General features: G+C 42.4%; 17 protein-coding genes. 1 reads left to right on the forward strand and 16 read right to left on the reverse strand.

The annotated features are described in order from the left end of the window. Positions 1-11: 11 nt before the first annotated feature. The 10 genes from dnaB to IHV12_RS06890 form a co-directional block, all read right to left on the reverse strand. Positions 12-1,376 (reverse strand): replicative DNA helicase, encoded by a 1,365-nt coding sequence (gene dnaB, locus IHV12_RS06845; RefSeq protein WP_144696584.1) that lies wholly within the window; start codon positions 1,374-1,376, stop codon positions 12-14. Positions 1,377-1,628: 252 nt separating this feature from the next. Then, on the reverse strand, positions 1,629-2,072 hold the full coding sequence (rplI, locus tag IHV12_RS06850) for a 50S ribosomal protein L9 (protein ID WP_197132754.1): 444 nt from the start codon (positions 2,070-2,072) through the stop codon (positions 1,629-1,631). Next, positions 2,069-4,042 carry a DHH family phosphoesterase gene (locus IHV12_RS06855; protein WP_197132751.1) on the reverse strand — a complete coding sequence of 658 codons (1,974 nt, stop codon included), beginning with the start codon at positions 4,040-4,042 and terminating at the stop codon, positions 2,069-2,071. The genes rplI and IHV12_RS06855 overlap by 4 nt, the downstream gene beginning before the upstream one ends. A gap of 11 nt (positions 4,043-4,053) precedes the next feature. Further along, positions 4,054-4,998, reverse strand: a complete 945-nt coding sequence (locus tag IHV12_RS06860; RefSeq protein ID WP_197190310.1) for a YybS family protein — start codon at positions 4,996-4,998, stop codon at positions 4,054-4,056. 458 nt (positions 4,999-5,456) lie between these two features. After that, entirely contained in the window at positions 5,457-5,690 is a 234-nt protein-coding gene (gene rpsR / locus IHV12_RS06865; RefSeq protein ID WP_066399523.1) for a 30S ribosomal protein S18, read from the reverse strand. A gap of 57 nt (positions 5,691-5,747) precedes the next feature. After that, on the reverse strand, positions 5,748-6,293 hold the full coding sequence (ssb, locus tag IHV12_RS06870; protein WP_066399530.1) for a single-stranded DNA-binding protein: 546 nt from the start codon (positions 6,291-6,293) through the stop codon (positions 5,748-5,750). A gap of 21 nt (positions 6,294-6,314) precedes the next feature. Then, positions 6,315-6,605 carry a 30S ribosomal protein S6 gene (rpsF, locus tag IHV12_RS06875; protein ID WP_066399533.1) on the reverse strand — a complete coding sequence of 97 codons (291 nt, stop codon included), beginning with the start codon at positions 6,603-6,605 and terminating at the stop codon, positions 6,315-6,317. 381 nt (positions 6,606-6,986) lie between these two features. Then, positions 6,987-8,084 carry a redox-regulated ATPase YchF gene (ychF, locus tag IHV12_RS06880; RefSeq protein ID WP_137791310.1) on the reverse strand — a complete coding sequence of 366 codons (1,098 nt, stop codon included), beginning with the start codon at positions 8,082-8,084 and terminating at the stop codon, positions 6,987-6,989. Between the two features lie 197 nt (positions 8,085-8,281). After that, complete coding sequence (locus IHV12_RS06885; RefSeq protein WP_066244210.1) at positions 8,282-8,479, reverse strand: DUF951 domain-containing protein; 198 nt, start codon at positions 8,477-8,479, stop codon at positions 8,282-8,284. A 14-nt stretch (positions 8,480-8,493) separates the two neighbouring features. Then, positions 8,494-9,378, reverse strand: coding sequence for a mechanosensitive ion channel family protein (locus IHV12_RS06890; RefSeq protein WP_231618389.1), 885 nt, complete (start codon positions 9,376-9,378; stop codon positions 8,494-8,496). Between the two features lie 224 nt (positions 9,379-9,602). Between IHV12_RS06890 and yyaC the strand changes: the two genes are divergently transcribed. Further along, positions 9,603-10,235, forward strand: coding sequence for a spore protease YyaC (yyaC, locus tag IHV12_RS06895; protein ID WP_197132746.1), 633 nt, complete (start codon positions 9,603-9,605; stop codon positions 10,233-10,235). 38 nt (positions 10,236-10,273) lie between these two features. Here yyaC and IHV12_RS06900 read toward each other — a convergent pair whose 3' ends face one another. The 6 genes from IHV12_RS06900 to mnmG form a co-directional block, all read right to left on the reverse strand. Continuing rightward, a complete protein-coding gene (locus IHV12_RS06900) occupies positions 10,274-11,008 on the reverse strand; it encodes a DUF554 domain-containing protein (RefSeq protein ID WP_197190311.1) in 735 nt (244 codons plus the stop codon). A 155-nt stretch (positions 11,009-11,163) separates the two neighbouring features. Next, on the reverse strand, positions 11,164-12,006 hold the full coding sequence (locus IHV12_RS06905) for a ParB/RepB/Spo0J family partition protein (RefSeq protein WP_197190312.1): 843 nt from the start codon (positions 12,004-12,006) through the stop codon (positions 11,164-11,166). Continuing rightward, positions 11,987-12,760 (reverse strand): ParA family protein, encoded by a 774-nt coding sequence (locus IHV12_RS06910; RefSeq protein ID WP_197190313.1) that lies wholly within the window; start codon positions 12,758-12,760, stop codon positions 11,987-11,989. Before IHV12_RS06910 ends, IHV12_RS06905 begins: the two co-directional genes overlap by 20 nt. 461 nt (positions 12,761-13,221) lie before the next feature. Beyond that, the gene (noc, locus tag IHV12_RS06915) at positions 13,222-14,085 is read right to left on the reverse strand and encodes a nucleoid occlusion protein (protein ID WP_066399545.1); all 864 of its coding nucleotides are present in this window, start codon (positions 14,083-14,085) and stop codon (positions 13,222-13,224) included. 127 nt (positions 14,086-14,212) lie between these two features. Beyond that, the gene (gene rsmG / locus IHV12_RS06920; protein ID WP_197190314.1) at positions 14,213-14,929 is read right to left on the reverse strand and encodes a 16S rRNA (guanine(527)-N(7))-methyltransferase RsmG; all 717 of its coding nucleotides are present in this window, start codon (positions 14,927-14,929) and stop codon (positions 14,213-14,215) included. Between the two features lie 17 nt (positions 14,930-14,946). After that, positions 14,947-16,833 (reverse strand): tRNA uridine-5-carboxymethylaminomethyl(34) synthesis enzyme MnmG, encoded by a 1,887-nt coding sequence (mnmG, locus tag IHV12_RS06925; RefSeq protein WP_197132739.1) that lies wholly within the window; start codon positions 16,831-16,833, stop codon positions 14,947-14,949. Positions 16,834-16,839: the final 6 nt, after the last annotated feature.

The following is a 16,839-nucleotide window of genomic DNA, read 5'->3' on the forward strand; positions in this document are numbered from 1 at the left end:
AGCTGCTTTTTTTATGCTCCCGGCGGTATGGCACTCTCATCGTGCCGCCTGTCCAGGTTAACGAACTTATTATATTCTTTTACGAAAGCGAGCTCTACCGTTCCTGTTGGACCGTTACGCTGCTTAGCGATGATGATCTCAATGATGTTCTTCGCTTCTGATTCTTTATCGTAGTAATCGTCACGATAAAGAAAGGCAACGATATCGGCATCCTGCTCGATGGAACCTGATTCACGGATATCGGACATCATCGGACGCTTGTCCTGACGGGATTCAACACCACGAGATAGCTGAGAAAGGGCGATAACCGGCACTTCCAGCTCACGAGCAAGTGCTTTTAGTGAACGAGAGATCTCAGAAACCTCCTGTTGGCGGTTTTCGCCTGATTTCCCGCTACCCATAATAAGCTGCAGATAATCGATCAAAATCATTCCTAGGCCTTTCTCCTGCTTCAGACGACGACATTTCGCACGAATATCGTTAATACGAATACCCGGTGTATCATCGATATAGATACCTGCCGCTGACAAGCTTCCCATAGCCATCGTAAGCTTCTGCCAGTCTTCGGGTAACAATGACCCTGTACGAAGACGCTGTGCATCGAGATTACCCTCTGCACAGAGCATACGCATAACAAGCTGCTCAGCACCCATCTCTAGACTGAATATCGCTACATTCTCCTCTGTCTTTGTTGCAACGTTCTGCGCGATGTTCAGAGCAAACGCGGTTTTACCTACGGATGGACGAGCGGCAACGATGATCAGATCGTTTCGCTGAAAGCCAGCCGTCATTCGGTCCAGGTCATTAAAGCCAGTCGGAATCCCCGTTATATCACCTTTACGGTTATGAAGGGCTTCAATGTTGTCGTAAGCGTGAACCAAGACATCCTTAATCGCTGTAAAAGCACTCGTGTTCTTCCGGTTTGCTACTTCTAAGATCGACTTTTCCGCTTCGTTTAAGATCGCCTCTACTTCTTCTTCACGCGCATAGCTGTTAGCTGTTATATCAGTCGCTGTACGAATCAAACGGCGAAGCAGAGACTTTTCTTCAACAATCTTGCTGTAATACTCAATGTTCGCAGCCGTCGGAGAACTATCGGCTAACTCCGTTAAGAAGGACAAGCCGCCGACTTCATCCAGCTGGTTCTTATCCTGAAGCTCTGACGTAACGGTGATAAGATCGACCGGCTCGCCTTTTGCGTTAAGATCGAGCATCACGCGATAGATTCTTTGATGAGTAGCACGGTAAAAATCTTCCGGAAGCAGAATCTCAGATGCCGTAATAAGAGCTTCGGGCTCTAAAAAGATCGCACCAAGAACAGCCTGCTCCGCTTCAATATTCTGCGGCGGTATACGGTCAGCAAATAAATCACTCATGTTAGTTCCTCCTTTCCTTACTAGTAATCGTTCGTATATGGTTTAAGAGCTTTAAATTAGTTTGGTTTTGGCTCCATGAACAGGTTGATCGGAGTGTAAGATGCGAGACTCCTGGGGGATCAGCGGGACAGGTGAGACTCTTAACAGCGCTATGCGCTAAGAGGCTCACCGCACGCCCCCCGGAAAGCGAGCATCTGAAACGGAGATCAACGCTTTCTTGGCCCGCAAAAAAACCGGGAAAACCCGGCTCTTTTATTCTTCTGTTACGTGTACTTTTACAGTCGCCGTAACCTGTTGATGCACTTTAATCGAAACATTCGTGTAACCAAGTGCTTTAATCGGCTCAGCAAGCTCAATCTTACGCTTATCAATCTTGATCCCTTGCTCTTTCAAGCCATCAGCGATCTGTTTACTTGTCACAGAACCGAAAACGCGGCCACCTTCACCTGTTTTCGTTTTGATCGTAACCGTCATCTCAGCAAGCTTTGCTTTTAAAGCTTCAGCCTCTTCTAATTGAGCTTGTTGTTTCTTCTCTTCGCTCTTCTGTTGGCCTTGAAGTGTTGCCATAGCGCCTGATGTAGCTTCTGAAGCTAAGTTCTTCGGAAATAAGAAGTTTCGTGCATAGCCTTCAGAAACGTTCTTAACCTCGCCTTTTTTGCCTTTACCCTTTACATCTTGAAGAAAAATTACTTTCATTCCTCTTCTCCCCCTTCAATATACTCATCAATAATACGTTTTAAATGTATCTCTGCTTCATCAATCGAGCTGTTCTCAATCTGGCAGGCAGCGTTCGTAAGATGTCCTCCGCCTTCCAGTCTCTCCATGATCATCTGCACGTTGATGTCCCCAAGCGAACGAGCACTGATGCTTACTTTGCCGTCAATGCGATTTGCAATAACAAAAGATGCTTGAATGCCGTTCATAGTTAATAGTATATCTGCCGCCTGAGCGATCACGACTTGATTGTACGCATCCTCAGGAGAGCTCTTGGCAATGACGATGCCTTTTTTATAAACATCCGAACTCTCAATGAGCTTGGAACGTCTTGTATACGTGTTTAAATCTTCTTTTAAAAACTTTTGAACAAGAATCGTGTCCGCACCATGCGCTCTTAAATAAGATGCAGCATCAAACGTACGAGATCCTGTTCTGAGGGTGAAACTCTTCGTATCAACGATAATACCTGCAAGAAGGGCTGTTGCTTCTAGCATACGCATCTTCAGTCTCTTCGGCTGGTATTCGAGAAGTTCTGTTACGAGTTCTGCTGTAGATGAAGCATACGGCTCCATGTATACAAGCACCGGATCTTTAATAAACTCCTCACCACGGCGATGGTGATCGATGACCACGACATGATCAAGCTTGGATAACAGTTTCTCTTCAATAACCATCGTCGGTTTATGTGTATCAACTACGACTAGAAGCGTGTCTCTCGATGCGAGCTCGAGCGCTTCTTCGGGCGAGATGAAAAACTTCCAAATCGATTCTGTTTCTTTCAGCTCATCCATCAAGCGCTGAACGCCGATATCGATATTGGCTTGGTCAAGTACGATATACCCGTCTTTTCCATTCACTTGCGCGACCTTTAAGATTCCGATCGCAGAACCAATTGAGTCCATATCAGGATTCTTATGCCCCATGATGATCACCTTGTCACTATCTGCCACCAATTCACTCAGAGCATGTGAGATGACGCGGGCACGGACGCGCGTACGTTTTTCAACAGGATTTGTTTTTCCTCCATAGAAACGTACTTTTCCGTTCGTCTGTTTGATCGCAACCTGGTCGCCTCCGCGTCCAAGAGCAAGATCTAGACTCGATTGAGATAGCTGTCCGAGCTCAGGCAGTGACGATGTCCCAGCTGCAACCCCGATACTGAGCGTAAGGGAGATATTCTGCTTAGCTGTAGATTCTCTAACCTCATCTAGTACGCTGAATTTATTTTTCTCCAACTCATAAAGGATTCGTTGGTTGAATACAGCTAAAAATCGCTCAGAAGACGTTCGTTTTAAGAAGATGCCGTGTACGTTCGCCCATTCATTCAACACAGACGTAACTTTTGAGTTGATTGTTGATCGAAATTGGTCATCTAGTCCTTGCGTTACTTCTTCATAGTTATCGAGATAGATAATCGCCATGACCGTTTGTTCTTCATCATACAAACGTTCAAGATCTAACTGCTCGGTCACATCAAAAAAGTAAAGCAGTCTATCTTCTTTTTTGAAGTTCACTTGAAATCTATGTGTATTAATCTTTATAACTTCTTCCTTCGCATCACTCTTGATATGAGGAATCAGTTCTTCTGAAACATGGTTTAGAGAATGGCCGATAAAGGACTCTTCTTCAATAAGGGCTCCCATGTATGGATTCGCCCATTCGATCTTAAAATCCTCATCATACAAAATAATCCCGATCGGCATTTCCATCAACGCTTCTTCTCCCACCTTCTTCAAGCGGTGAGAAAGCGTCGAAATATAATCGCCCAGCTCCTCCTGAAAACTAGCTTCGGCTTTCATGGCATAATAAAACAAACCGCCTAGCAGCACGAAGCCTGCCATTCCAATCATCCAATGAAAATACGTGATGATACTTACCAGAACAACAGAAGTTACAAATAAGGCGATGACGGGATAACCATGCCACCGTTTTAGTAAAAACTTTGGCATACTTTCAGCTCCTACTGTTTTGGTTTCAACCGTTTTTTGATCATAAACCCTAAATCAATTATACCTAAGAATTTAACGACTTCCAGAGGAATCGGCAGGAAAGAGTTCAGCAAAAACAAGAGTATAATCAACAATATGATTCTTTTTCTCTTCCAATTCTTTATCCAGGCATAATAAAAAATAACTGTGAAACCTTGTAATATAAGTACAAACGATAATATCATATACAAATTTATCGTTACAATATATAAAGACGTACCCTTTTCAGGCATACTGAATGTTAAAACAATCGCTATAATATAATACCACAAAAACGATTTTGGCAGGTTCCACTCACGAAACGGAGGGAACGACGGAACATCATAACGCATTCTTTTCATCAGCATTCTTGCGGCGATATGCGTTAAAAAGGCAAGGATGACAGCTCCTCCGATAATATATGTCGGAAGCATCATCGGAATTAACTCCGCTTGCTCTTTAAATTTCTCAATCTGGGTAGGATCTTGTCCACCGGATTTATATAAATCCTCCGCTGTTCCTATCGCACTTTGAAACTGAGTCTCTAATTCTTTTACAAAATTGATGCCCATGAATACTTGAGCGATAGCGAGCGTTCCTAACATGTTCACGATGTTCGACAAACTCGCTCCAAGCAGAACCGCAAACGCTGGTTTTTTTCTTCTATAAAGTTCCCCCATCACAATTCCGGTCAAACCAGCAAAGAGGGTAACAATGATACCGTTAAGCCCCGCAAACGCCAGCGACACACCAAATGTGACCGCCCATAGGAGTAATCCCGCTTTAAGATCTTGCCGGTACAGATAAATGATAAACGGGAGCGGCAAAATAAATAACGAGACCAAGCTAAACAACGGTATGTACATACTGATCAAAAAAAGAAGCGTATAAATGCCCGAAACAACGGCACCTTCCACCAATACTTTAGTATTGCGCATGATTCACCTCATAAAATTCTTCATATGTTCTAATTGTAGTGACATAACCGCTGTAATTCAACTTAAACGATAATTCTAGCATAGACGTACTTGAAGAGAAGTAAACAAATTATGGAAGGTTTGCTTGAGCAGGGTCAGAAATAGGTGATATTCACCTGTTTTCATGGAAATGATGTGTGAAAATGTTATGAGATGGTGTGGGAAGCTACTACGATGGTTCAATAGAGGCTGACTCGGCCATTTCAAAGCCGTTTTTTCATGAGTATAAATGAGAAATCCAAAAGTTTTGAGCTCCAATCCACATATTTCATGCCTGAATCCTAAAGTTTTAGCGGTTTATCCACGAGTTTTAGGCTTTTATCCGCGAGTCTACAATCCTCGACAAAATCAGACACTCACTACTATCTTTGAACACAAAAAACGCAGCCAGGAAACCCAGCTGCGTTCTTTAAACGATCTTATTCAGATACATATGGTAACAATGCCATGTGACGAGAGCGTTTGATCGCACGAGTCAATTGACGTTGATATTTAGCAGATGTACCAGTTACACGACGAGGAAGAATCTTACCGCGCTCAGAAACGAAACGCTTTAAAAGATCAGTGTCCTTGTAGTCGATGTAAGTGATTTTGTTTACAGTGAAGAAACAAACCTTACGACGCTTTTGGCGTCCACCACGACGTCCAGCCATAGTTGGTCCCCTCCTTTAATTTTATTTTATATATTCCGATTCATAGTTTACGTTAGTTTAAAATGGCAAATCGTCATCAGAGATGTCGATCGGTGTGCCATCATTTGCAAACGGGTCATCGTTGAAGTTATTACGTTTTGGATTCTGCTGTTGTTGCTGTCCTCCAAAGCCGTTGTCACTTCCATAGCTGCGGTTCTGATTTTGCTGCCCAAATCCGCGGTCATTTGATGGTCCACCAAAGTTGTTGCTGTTGCCTTGATATTGCTGGCCTCCAGCATTAGCGTTTTTAGGTTCAAGGAATTGAACACTTTCTGCCATTACTTCAGTAACATACACTCTTTGACCCTGCTGGTTCTCGTAAGAACGAGTTTGCAAACGTCCATCCACTCCTGCAAGCGATCCCTTTTTCAAGAAGTTCGCTACATTTTCAGCGGGCTTACGCCATACGACACAGTTAATGAAATCTGCTTCGCGCTCACCTTGCTGATTCGAAAAAGGTCGATTGACAGCAAGTGTGAAGTTAGCAACTGCCACACCGTTTGGAGTGTACTTTAATTCTGGGTCTTTTGTTAAACGTCCCACCAGTACTACTCGATTTAGCATTCAGAACCACTCCTTAAAGGATTAATTTCTTTCGTCTACGATTGTCATGAAACGAAGAACATCTTCGTTGATCTTCATAAGACGGTCGAATTCATTAATCGCTTCGTTTGGAGCGTTAACTTCCAATAGCGTGTAATATCCATCGCGGAAGTCATTGATTTCGTAAGCTAAACGCTTTTTACCCATTTCCTTTTCGTTCGCGATCTCCGCACCGTTGTCAGTTAGGATGCTTTTCGCACGCTCTTTCGTTGCCTTAAGAGCTTCCTCTTCGATATTCGGACGGACGATGTACATAATTTCGTACTTTTTCATTCCGTTCACCTCCTTTTGGTCTAAGCGGCCCAAAAACAAATATTTAAGGGCAAGGAGAAAATCATCATAACAGTATTTGTTGACAATTAACTCACAATAAAGAATTATATCAAAACATCCTGTATAAAACAAGCATCTCTCGAAAAAAGCATAAAAAAGAGGAAAAGCGATAACTTTTCCTTCGTTTTTCTAAATTGCTTCGGATTCGTTTATTTAAAAACTTCACTGACTAGTTGATTGGAGTGGAAGGTGCGAGACTCCTGCGGGACAGGTGGATAGGTGAGACACTTAAGAGTGAAACGTACGAATGTGGCTCACCATCTGCCCCGCGGAAAGCGAAGCACCTGCAACGGAAATCAACCTCTTCTCAGCAGTCTTTTATTAAACATTAAAACGGAAATGAACAACATCTCCATCTTTCATCTCATATTCCTTACCTTCAAGACGTACTTTACCTTTTTCTTTAGCAGCTGCCATGTTGCCAGCAGCCATCAGATCATCATAAGCTACGATCTCTGCACGGATAAATCCTCTTTCAAAGTCCGTGTGAATGATTCCTGCACATGCAGGAGCCTTCATCCCTTTACGGAACGTCCATGCGCGTACTTCTTGAACTCCCGCTGTAAAGTAAGTAGCTAGACCAAGAAGAGAATATGAAGCACGGATCAGCTTATCAAGACCTGCTTCTTCAATGCCTAGTTCTCCTAAGAATGCCATCTTTTCGTCGCCATCAAGCTCAGCGATTTCTTCTTCCACTTTTGCACAGATTACGATAACTTCAGCATTTTCACGTGCCGCATATTCTTTAACTGCTTCAACATGCTCGTTCGTGCCTTCTAAAAGCTCATCTTCGCTTACGTTAGCAACGTAAAGAATCGGCTTCATTGTAAGAAGGTGCATCGTGTGAACAATCTTCTTCTCTTCAGGTGTTAGATCAACACTTCGTGCAGGAAGTTCTTGCATAAGAGCTTCTTTGATCTTTGAAAGAACAGCAAACTCAGCTACAGCTTCTTTGTCTTTAGACTTTGCAAGCTTTTCAACACGTGCAACACGCTTGTCGATAGACTCAAGATCTGCAAAGATAAGCTCTAGGTTGATAACTTCAATATCATCGATCGGATTAACTTTTCCGTGAACGTGCGTGATGTTTTCATCATCAAAACAACGAACAACTTGAAGGATCGCATCTGTTTGACGGATGTGAGATAAGAATTTGTTTCCTAACCCTTCTCCTTTACTCGCACCTTTTACGATTCCAGCGATGTCTGTAAACTCAAAAGTTGTAGGTACTACTTTTTTCGGCTGTACCATCTCTGTTAATTTTTGAAGACGGTGGTCAGGTACTTCAACGATTCCAACGTTTGGATCGATCGTACAGAACGGATAGTTAGCAGATTCAGCACCTGCTTGTGTAATAGCATTAAACAATGTAGATTTACCAACGTTCGGTAAACCAACGATTCCAGTTGTAAGAGCCACTGTTCATTCACTCCTCTGTTTTATATAAAGCTTAGAAATCCTAAGACTTTTCATTGTAATAAAAAAATATCCTTCCCAATTATAGGTTTTATCATCTTAAAAAACAAGAAGAACCGGGTCGTGTAACCCGGTTCGAACGTTTAATCATTTTATAAAATTATATCGCGTGTTTTTTGTTTCACGTGAAACAGGAATTGTTACTCGCCTGGAGAGGATAAGACTTTCTTAATTTTCTTAGCGAACTCCGCTCTTGGCAACATCACGCTATGCTGACATCCCATGCATTTAATCCTTATATCCGCACCCATGCGAATCACTTTCCAACGATTCGTTCCACATGGATGCTGCTTCTTCATTTCTACTTCATCGTGAAGTTGAAATTCTTTTTGCTGCATACTTCAGCTCTCCCTTATTTATTTTCTTTTGGCACCGGTTCTTTTTGATACGTGACCATTTTAGGATAAGGAATCTCAATTCCTGCTCTTTCAAGCTCGTGTTTTAACGTTTTACGGAGTTCACGTGCAATCTTGAAGTGTGTCATCGGAAGTACCTCTGCTGTAACACGGATTACAACTTCTGATGCACCAAGCATCTGAACACCTAATACTTCTGGTTCTTTAACCATCTCAGGATAGTTTGGTTTAGCGTTCTTCACGACATCCTGGATAATGTTTTGCGCTTTATCGATATCCTCTTCATAAGCAATACTCAAGTCAACGACCGCAATACTGTTATGAACAGAAAAATTCGTAACTTCTGTGATAGACGAATTCGGCAGGATATGCAATTCTCCTGTCCAGCTTTTAATTTTTGTCGTCCTTAATCCAATTTCTTCAACGGTTCCTTCAAAGTTTGTGATCCGTACCGTATCTCCAACAGAGAACTGGTTCTCGAAAATGATGAAAAATCCTGTAATGATATCTTTTACAAGACTTTGGGCACCAAAACCGATCGCTAGACCAACCACTCCAGCACCAGCAAGAATCGCTTTAATATCTACACCGAACTCCGTTAATATGGTCAAGATCGCCACAAAATAAATAACATAAGAAGCAACGTTATCTAACAGTCTAAATAGGGTGTTCTCTCTTCTCTCACTTAAACGCAGAGGAGATTTCAGCCGGACTTTAAAAACATTAGCAATCGCTGCTTTTACGATGTATTTGAAAATAATAGCGAGTAATATGATTCCTACGATCTTTAAGCTCGTCGTAGCAATGCCTGTCCACCATTCTTTATCGGAAAAAATCGTGACAGCTTTTTCTGCTGTTTCTGGTAAGTTAGCACCTGCCAATGGGTCATCTTCCTCTCTTTGATTATGAAATTATTTAATCAGCTTTTGCTAAGAATATCAAATGTAAATATGTGATCTACTGTTAAGAAAAACTTCTAGAGTTACGAGTGCATAGGAAACGGGTATAGACTTTAAACAAAAGTCTGTGATTATTGTATTCTACCATGTATAAGAAAAGGATTTCTTCCGTATACTAGTAGAACCATTATAAAGGAGAGGATGTCATGTTCCTCAAACGGAAGCTGGGATTAGGGAAACCCATTCAATATAAATTGCACCACGAAGACAAGGAAGCGATGCTCAGAATCACCGAACAAATATTACCTATGCTTCCGGAATCAACTCATCAGCCAGTTGTCGTTGTCTGTATAGGAACAGACAGATCGACAGGCGATGCATTAGGCCCGCTTGTTGGTACAAAATTGCATAATAAAGATACTTTCCCGTTCTTTGTTTACGGCACACTAGATGACCCCGTTCACGCGGTTAATTTAGAAGAAAAGCTAAAGATGATTGCGATTGAGCATCCAGGTGCTTTTGTTATAGGAATTGATGCTTGCTTAGGTCGATTAAACCACGTAGGCATGGTCTCGATCAACGATGGTCCTGTTAAACCAGGAGCTGGCGTTAACAAACAGCTGCCTCCAGTGGGTGATATGCACATTACAGGTATCGTAAACGTGAGTGGGTTTATGGAGTATTTTGTCCTTCAAAACACACGACTCAGCATTGTGATGAAGATGGCTGATCTGATCGCTGATTCTCTTCATATGGCTTGTTTACGCAAAAAGATTCAACAAAAAAACATGATAGCAAGCACCGAATCTCGTTCACAAGACATTTATAAAATTCAATAACAAAAGCCGCTTCTACGTTCAAATAGAAGCGGCTTTTTTTAAATCAATCCTTGCGAGAACGCTAAAATACTTTCCCATTTTTCAACGATAAAAACTAAAATCGTTGCGATGAGTAGACCTGGCAGAAGGTTCGCGACACGAATCTTAGCAATGCCAAGCAAATTCAGTCCGATCGCGACGATCATGATTCCACCCGTTCCCGTTATCTCTACAATCAAGGCGTCCATCAATTCTTGAGAAACGAAGCGATCGATCTGTGTAGCCATCAAGGCGATTATTCCTTGGTATAAAACGACGGGTATGGCAGAGAACATGACTCCGATGCCAAGCGTTGAAGTAAATAGGATCGCACAGAATCCGTCGATCAATGCCTTTGTATATAGAACATCATGCTGTTGTCTTAGCCCGCTATCGAGAGCACCTACGATTGACATCGCTCCAACAACAAAAACAAGTGTGGCTGTCACAAAACCGGTGGCAACCGAGCCCTTATCTTGTTTTCCTACCTTAGTTTCTAGCCACTTGCCGATCGCGTTCAATCGCTCTTCAAGATTCCACCACTCTCCAAGAGCGCCGCCGACCGCCAAACTTGCGATCACGATTAAGAACTGTTCACTCTTCAGCCCCATTCCGATTCCCAAAATCGTAACAGCCAAAGCCATCGCTTGTAAGATCGTATCTTTATAACGATCCGAAATATTTGTCCAAAATAATCCTAAAAAGCTTCCTGCAATAATGGCAATACCATTTACTATCGTTCCTAACAGTGACATTTTTTTATGCTCTCCTATCTAAGCAGTTCATCTTTGATTACTATAACGAAAGAATCAAGGTCCATACTTTCAATTGAATCAATAGTGCTAAACTGTTAATCAAAACTCTTTAAGAAATAGCAAAAAAGAAAACCACCTCAGCGATGGTTTTCTGCTTACTTTTCTAACAGTTCTAAAATGCGTTCTAGATCATCTTGTGAAAAGAACTCGATCTCGATCTTACCTTTTCGTTTTGATTTCTTAATCGAAACAGAAGTACCAAAACGATCTCGTAACGAAGATTCTTTTTCTTGGAAGAAGACGTTCGCTGGTACTGTTTTTTTCTTTGTTCCACGTGAAACATTCAAATTAATATCAGAGATTAATTTTTCAAGCTGTCTCACGTTTAAGTTTTCATTCATTACCCGTTCAACGACTGGCTGCATCTTCGTCTTTTTCTTAAGACCGAGCAGTGCTCGTCCATGCCCCATTGATAGTTGTCCGTTGGATAAAAGTTCAAGAACAGGTTTTGGAAGCTGAAGCAAACGAATATGGTTTGCGATATGAGGACGGCTCTTCCCAACGCGGGAAGCTAACTCTTCTTGCGTGAGTTTTAAGTGTTCCATCAGCTTCTGATACGCTTGAGCCTCTTCAACAGGATTCAAATCTTCCCGTTGTAAGTTCTCGATAAGAGCAACTTCCATCATTTTTTGTTCGTCATAATCTTTTACGATTACAGGGATCTCTTTTAATCCGGCTTCTGAAGCTGCGCGGAATCGTCTTTCCCCTAGAACGATTTCAAATCCTTTAATACTTTTCCGTACAACAATTGGTTGAAGAATACCATGTTCGATAATGGATTCTTTTAGTTCTTCAATGGCTTTTTGGTCAAAAACTTTTCGGGGCTGATACGGATTTGGCCTTAGCTCTGATATACTGACTTCTTTTATCTGCTCTTCTTCTCCTGCCTCTGTTGGAGGAAAGAAGGCATGCAGCCCTTTACCTAACCCTTTCACCAATGCCGATCACTTCCTTCGCAAAATCTAAATAAACATCAGCACCTCGGGATTTTGGATCGTAGATAATAATCGGTTTCCCGTGACTCGGCGCTTCTGATAGTCTAACGTTTCTTGGTATGATTGTTTCATACACTTTATCTTGAAAATATTTTTTTACTTCTTCAATAACTTGAATACCTAAGTTTGTACGTGCATCGAGCATAGTAAGCAGTACACCATCAATCATCAAGTCGGTATTTAAGTGTTTTTGTACAAGTCGTACTGTGTTTAAAAGCTGGCTTAATCCTTCTAGTGCGTAATATTCACACTGTACAGGTATGATGACTGAATCAGAAGCCGTTAATGAATTAATGGTAAGCAGCCCTAATGATGGCGGGCAATCAATAATAATAAAATCATAATTGGTACTTACCTTTTCTAACGCTCTTTTTAACCGAACTTCACGAGAGATCGTGGGTACGAGTTCGATCTCGGCTCCAGCAAGCTGTATCGTCGACGGGAGGATATGTAAACCTTCACAGATGGTCTCGACGATTACATCTTTAACTTCCACATCCTCAACAAGAACGTTGTAGATACATTGGTCAATATCCCCTTTATCTACACCTACACCACTTGTTGCGTTCCCTTGAGGATCTATGTCTACGAGCAATACTTTTTTACCGAAATATGCTAAGCATGCACCAAGGTTGACCGACGTAGTCGTTTTTCCGACTCCGCCTTTCTGGTTGGCTACTGCAATGGTCTTGGCCACGTTGTCACCTACCTCACTTAAAAACATTCATTATCTATTATTCTATCACGAAGAAAATAAAATGACGTACGGAATTATAGAAAAAGAAGGATTTATTTTGTCCACTTCTCAACTTATTACTTCTAGAATCCGGCCACTTCAGGAATTTAAGATAGAAAAAATTGAAGAAATGGCTTTTTAGGCTTTAGAAGCTGATTACCGCCTATACGGAGAGGGGTATTCCACCTAAAACCCCTCAAATTCTAGCATCTATTCAAGAATTTTTCGACTTAATTCCGCGAGTTTTGGCGATAATCCCGCGAATTTTTCCTGTTTATCCGCGAGTCTACATCAATCGACATTCACAGAATGCCAGATACCCCACACCCATCCCATTTGAGCTTTACTTCGTCCGGCCCTCAGCACTCAAAAAGCCAACAAAAAAACCACCAGCTCCCATTCAAGCTGATGGCCTTATCTTTTTATTTTTTTGGAATGCGAATCGTGAACTGATAGAACTCCTCATGCTCTTCTTCTTCAGTATCGATCGATAGCCCGCTTTGCACGACCATGTCAACCGATTGTCTGACCGTATTGATCGCTAGTCGCATATCTTTGCTATAGGATTTACGACGCGACTGAGGCTTCTTTTCTGCTGTTTCAGATTCGATCATTCGTTTCACACGTTCTTCTGTTTGCTTCACGTTCAATTGCTTTTCGATGATTTCTTGGAGAACGGCCTCCATCTTTTCAGGAGATTTCAAAACGATCAATGCCCGAGCATGACGTTCTGTCACTTTTTTCTGCAAAAGTGCATCTTGAATAGACTGCGGAAGCTTTAACAGACGCAGCTTATTTGCAATGGTAGACTGACCTTTCCCTAACTTTTGAGCAAGGCCTTCTTGTGTAAGTCCGTGCAATTCTAGAAGCTTAGCATATGCCATCGCTTCTTCAATAGCGGTTAACTCTTCTCGCTGAAGGTTCTCGATAAGTGCTACAGAAGCCGTTTGCGAGTCGTCCATCTCTTTAATGATCGCAGGAATCTTTTCCCACCCGAGCTTTTGGACAGCACGCCACCTACGTTCGCCCGCGATCAGCTCGTATTTGTCGTCGCCGATACCTCGAACGACGATGGGTTGAATGATTCCGTGAGCTTCGATCGTCTGTGATAACTCTTCAATTCGTTCATCTATAAAAACCGTACGAGGCTGAAACCGGTTGGGTATGATTCTTTGAACCGGAAGTTGAAGTACTTCTTCGTTGTCGTTTTTTTCAGCTGGTTCTGGATCTAAGGTTTGCTGGCTCTTTTCGCCGATGCCGAATAAACGTGAAAAAGGATGCTTCATGCGAATACACCACCTTTTGTAATCTGCCTGTTAACTAATTCTTCTCTCTAGTTCAATAATCCTGCAAGTCTGTAAAAATCTTTCTTTTATGTAACAGCTGTGTTTCACACAGAAACACAGCATCAGATTATGAAATAGGAGATTTGTTTGGCGTTCCTGGTTTACGCGGAAACTTCTTTGGTGTTTCTTTTACTTTATCAATCACAATGATATTGCGTTCGCTCTCCTCGATCGGCAATACGAACGAATGAATATCTTTAACTCTGCCGCCTAAAAGTTTGACTGCTTTTTCTCCGTCTCTCACTTCTTCAGGAAGGTTAGCACCTTTCATTCCCAAGAAGTGCCCACCAATTTTCACGAGTGGTAAACAAAGTTCTGATAAAACTGACAGTCTAGCAACCGCACGAGCCGTCACAAGATCGAACGTCTGTCTAAACTCTGGACGGTGCGCAAATGTTTCTGCACGGTCATGATACAGAGAAACATCCTCCAAACCAAGTTCATCTACTACGTGCTGTAAAAAACCAATGCGTTTATTCAGAGAATCAACGACTGTTAGCTTGATCTCTGGAAATGCAATCTTTAGTGGTATGGCTGGAAACCCAGCTCCAGCCCCCACATCGCACACTGTGATACTTTGATTAAAGTTAAAATAAAAACCTGCCGTCACAGAATCATAAAAGTGTTTCAAATACACTTCTTCTATTTCTGTGATCGCTGTAAGATTCATTTTTTCGTTCCACTCAACGAGCAGGTTATAATACGTTTCGAACTGTGATAGCTGCTTTTCTGATAATTCGACTCCCTTTTCTTTTAAGGAAGTTTGAAACAATTCTATATTCATGATTTTCACGTTCCCCCTCAACGGGCGATCTTCGCCAGTTTACCTTGTTCGAGATAGATCAACAGAATAGAGATATCTGCTGGGTTTACCCCTGATACACGTGATGCCTGCCCGACAGAAAGAGGCCGAACTTCGTGAAGTTTTTGTTTTGCTTCTGTAGCTAGTCCGTTAATTGCCATGTAATCAAGATCTACAGGCAGCTTTTTGTTTTCCATCTTGCGCATCTTTTCTACTTGCGCGAGCTGTTTATCGATATATCCTGCATATTTCACCTGAATCTCAACCTGCTCCATCACCGTTTCCGGTAAGGCAGTTTCTGCTGGTACGAGTTTATGAATGACCGGATATGTGATCTCAGGGCGCTTTAACAAGCTAGCTGCCGACATTGGTTCTTTTAACGGAGTCGATTGTGACTCTGCAAGAACTTGCTGCACGATTTCGTTCGGTTTGATCGAAACATGCTCGAGTCGGTCTATTTCCTGCGCAATTAATGCTTTCTTCTCTACAAAGCGTTCGTAACGATCTTCTGGTATCAGTCCGATTTCATGACCTTTTTTCGTTAAGCGCAGATCTGCGTTGTCGTGTCTAAGCAGTAAACGGTACTCCGCACGTGATGTTAGAAGGCGATACGGTTCGTTCGTTCCTTTTGTGATTAAATCGTCGATCAATACTCCGATGTACGCTTCAGAACGATCAAGCACAAGTGGCTCTTTATCTTGAACTTTTAACGCAGCGTTGATTCCCGCCATGAGTCCTTGTCCCGCTGCTTCTTCATACCCGCTCGTTCCGTTCAGCTGCCCTGCTGTAAACAAACCGTTCACGCGCTTCGTCTCAAGAGATGGCCAAAGCTGTGTGGGAACGATCGCATCATACTCAATCGCATATCCTGCACGCATCAATTCTGCTTTTTCAAGACCAGGAATCGTTGCTAAAATTCGCTTCTGTACATCTTCCGGAAGACTTGTTGAAAGACCTTGAACGTATACTTCTTCCGTGTTGCGTCCTTCTGGCTCTAAGAAGATCTGATGTCTTGGCTTATCATTGAACCGTACAATTTTATCCTCGATCGATGGACAATATCTCGGTCCAGTACCTTCGATCATTCCTGAATACATCGGTGAACGATGAAGGTTTCCGTTGATCAACTGATGCGTTTCGTCACCTGTATACGTTAACCAGCAAGGAAGCTGATCTGTGATGTACTCGGTTGTTTCATAAGAAAAAGCACGAGGTACATCGTCACCAGGCTGAATTTCTGTTTTTGAATAATCAATCGTCTTGCTATTAACGCGCGGCGGTGTTCCTGTTTTAAAACGCACCATATCAAAGCCTAACTCTTGCAGATGATAAGACAAGTTGATTGAAGGAGCCATATTGTTCGGTCCGCTCTCATAGGCGAGCTCTCCGATGATGATCTTCCCTCTTAAGTACGTTCCGGTTGTTAGTACGACCGCTTTTGCCGCATACTCCGCTCCGGTTTTTGTGATAACACCTCTACATACGCCGTCTTCGATGATCAGACGCTCTACCATCCCTTGACGTAACGTAAGGTTCTCTGTGTTTTCCATCGTTTTTTTCATTTCATGCTGATACAGGTATTTATCTGCTTGCGCGCGCAGTGCACGTACCGCTGGCCCTTTACCTGTGTTCAGCATACGCATTTGAATGTGTGTTTTGTCGATGTTGCGTGCCATCTCTCCGCCAAGTGCGTCAACTTCACGAACGACGATCCCTTTAGCTGGTCCGCCTACTGACGGATTACACGGCATATAGGCGACTGTATCTAGATTCAATGTTAGACATAAGGTTTTAGCGCCCATACGAGCAGAAGCTAGTGCAGCTTCAACCCCGGCATGTCCAGCACCAACAACGATCACATCAAACGTATCTGCTTTATATCCCATCGTTTT

This window comes from Fictibacillus sp. 7GRE50 (assembly GCF_015903875.1).
GTDB classification, from domain to species: Bacteria; Bacillota; Bacilli; order Bacillales; family Fictibacillaceae; genus Fictibacillus; species Fictibacillus phosphorivorans.

What these genes read in the sequence shown, in the direction of transcription:
- mnmG (WP_197132739.1), bottom strand. Translation starts at nt 16,833, where the DNA reads ATGGGATATAAAGCAGATACGTTTGATGTGATCGTTGTTGGTGCTGGA.
- noc (WP_066399545.1), bottom strand. Translation starts at nt 14,085, where the DNA reads ATGAAGCATCCTTTTTCACGTTTATTCGGCATCGGCGAAAAGAGCCAG.
- rpsR (WP_066399523.1), bottom strand. Translation starts at nt 5,690, where the DNA reads ATGGCTGGACGTCGTGGTGGACGCCAAAAGCGTCGTAAGGTTTGTTTC.
- ssb (WP_066399530.1), bottom strand. Translation starts at nt 6,293, where the DNA reads ATGCTAAATCGAGTAGTACTGGTGGGACGTTTAACAAAAGACCCAGAA.
- IHV12_RS06860 (WP_197190310.1), bottom strand. Translation starts at nt 4,998, where the DNA reads ATGCGCAATACTAAAGTATTGGTGGAAGGTGCCGTTGTTTCGGGCATT.
- rpsF (WP_066399533.1), bottom strand. Translation starts at nt 6,605, where the DNA reads ATGAAAAAGTACGAAATTATGTACATCGTCCGTCCGAATATCGAAGAG.
- yyaC (WP_197132746.1), top strand. Translation starts at nt 9,603, where the DNA reads ATGTTCCTCAAACGGAAGCTGGGATTAGGGAAACCCATTCAATATAAA.
- IHV12_RS06885 (WP_066244210.1), bottom strand. Translation starts at nt 8,479, where the DNA reads ATGCAGCAAAAAGAATTTCAACTTCACGATGAAGTAGAAATGAAGAAG.
- rplI (WP_197132754.1), bottom strand. Translation starts at nt 2,072, where the DNA reads ATGAAAGTAATTTTTCTTCAAGATGTAAAGGGTAAAGGCAAAAAAGGC.
- dnaB (WP_144696584.1), bottom strand. Translation starts at nt 1,376, where the DNA reads ATGAGTGATTTATTTGCTGACCGTATACCGCCGCAGAATATTGAAGCG.
- IHV12_RS06855 (WP_197132751.1), bottom strand. Translation starts at nt 4,042, where the DNA reads ATGCCAAAGTTTTTACTAAAACGGTGGCATGGTTATCCCGTCATCGCC.
- rsmG (WP_197190314.1), bottom strand. Translation starts at nt 14,929, where the DNA reads ATGAATATAGAATTGTTTCAAACTTCCTTAAAAGAAAAGGGAGTCGAA.
- IHV12_RS06900 (WP_197190311.1), bottom strand. Translation starts at nt 11,008, where the DNA reads ATGTCACTGTTAGGAACGATAGTAAATGGTATTGCCATTATTGCAGGA.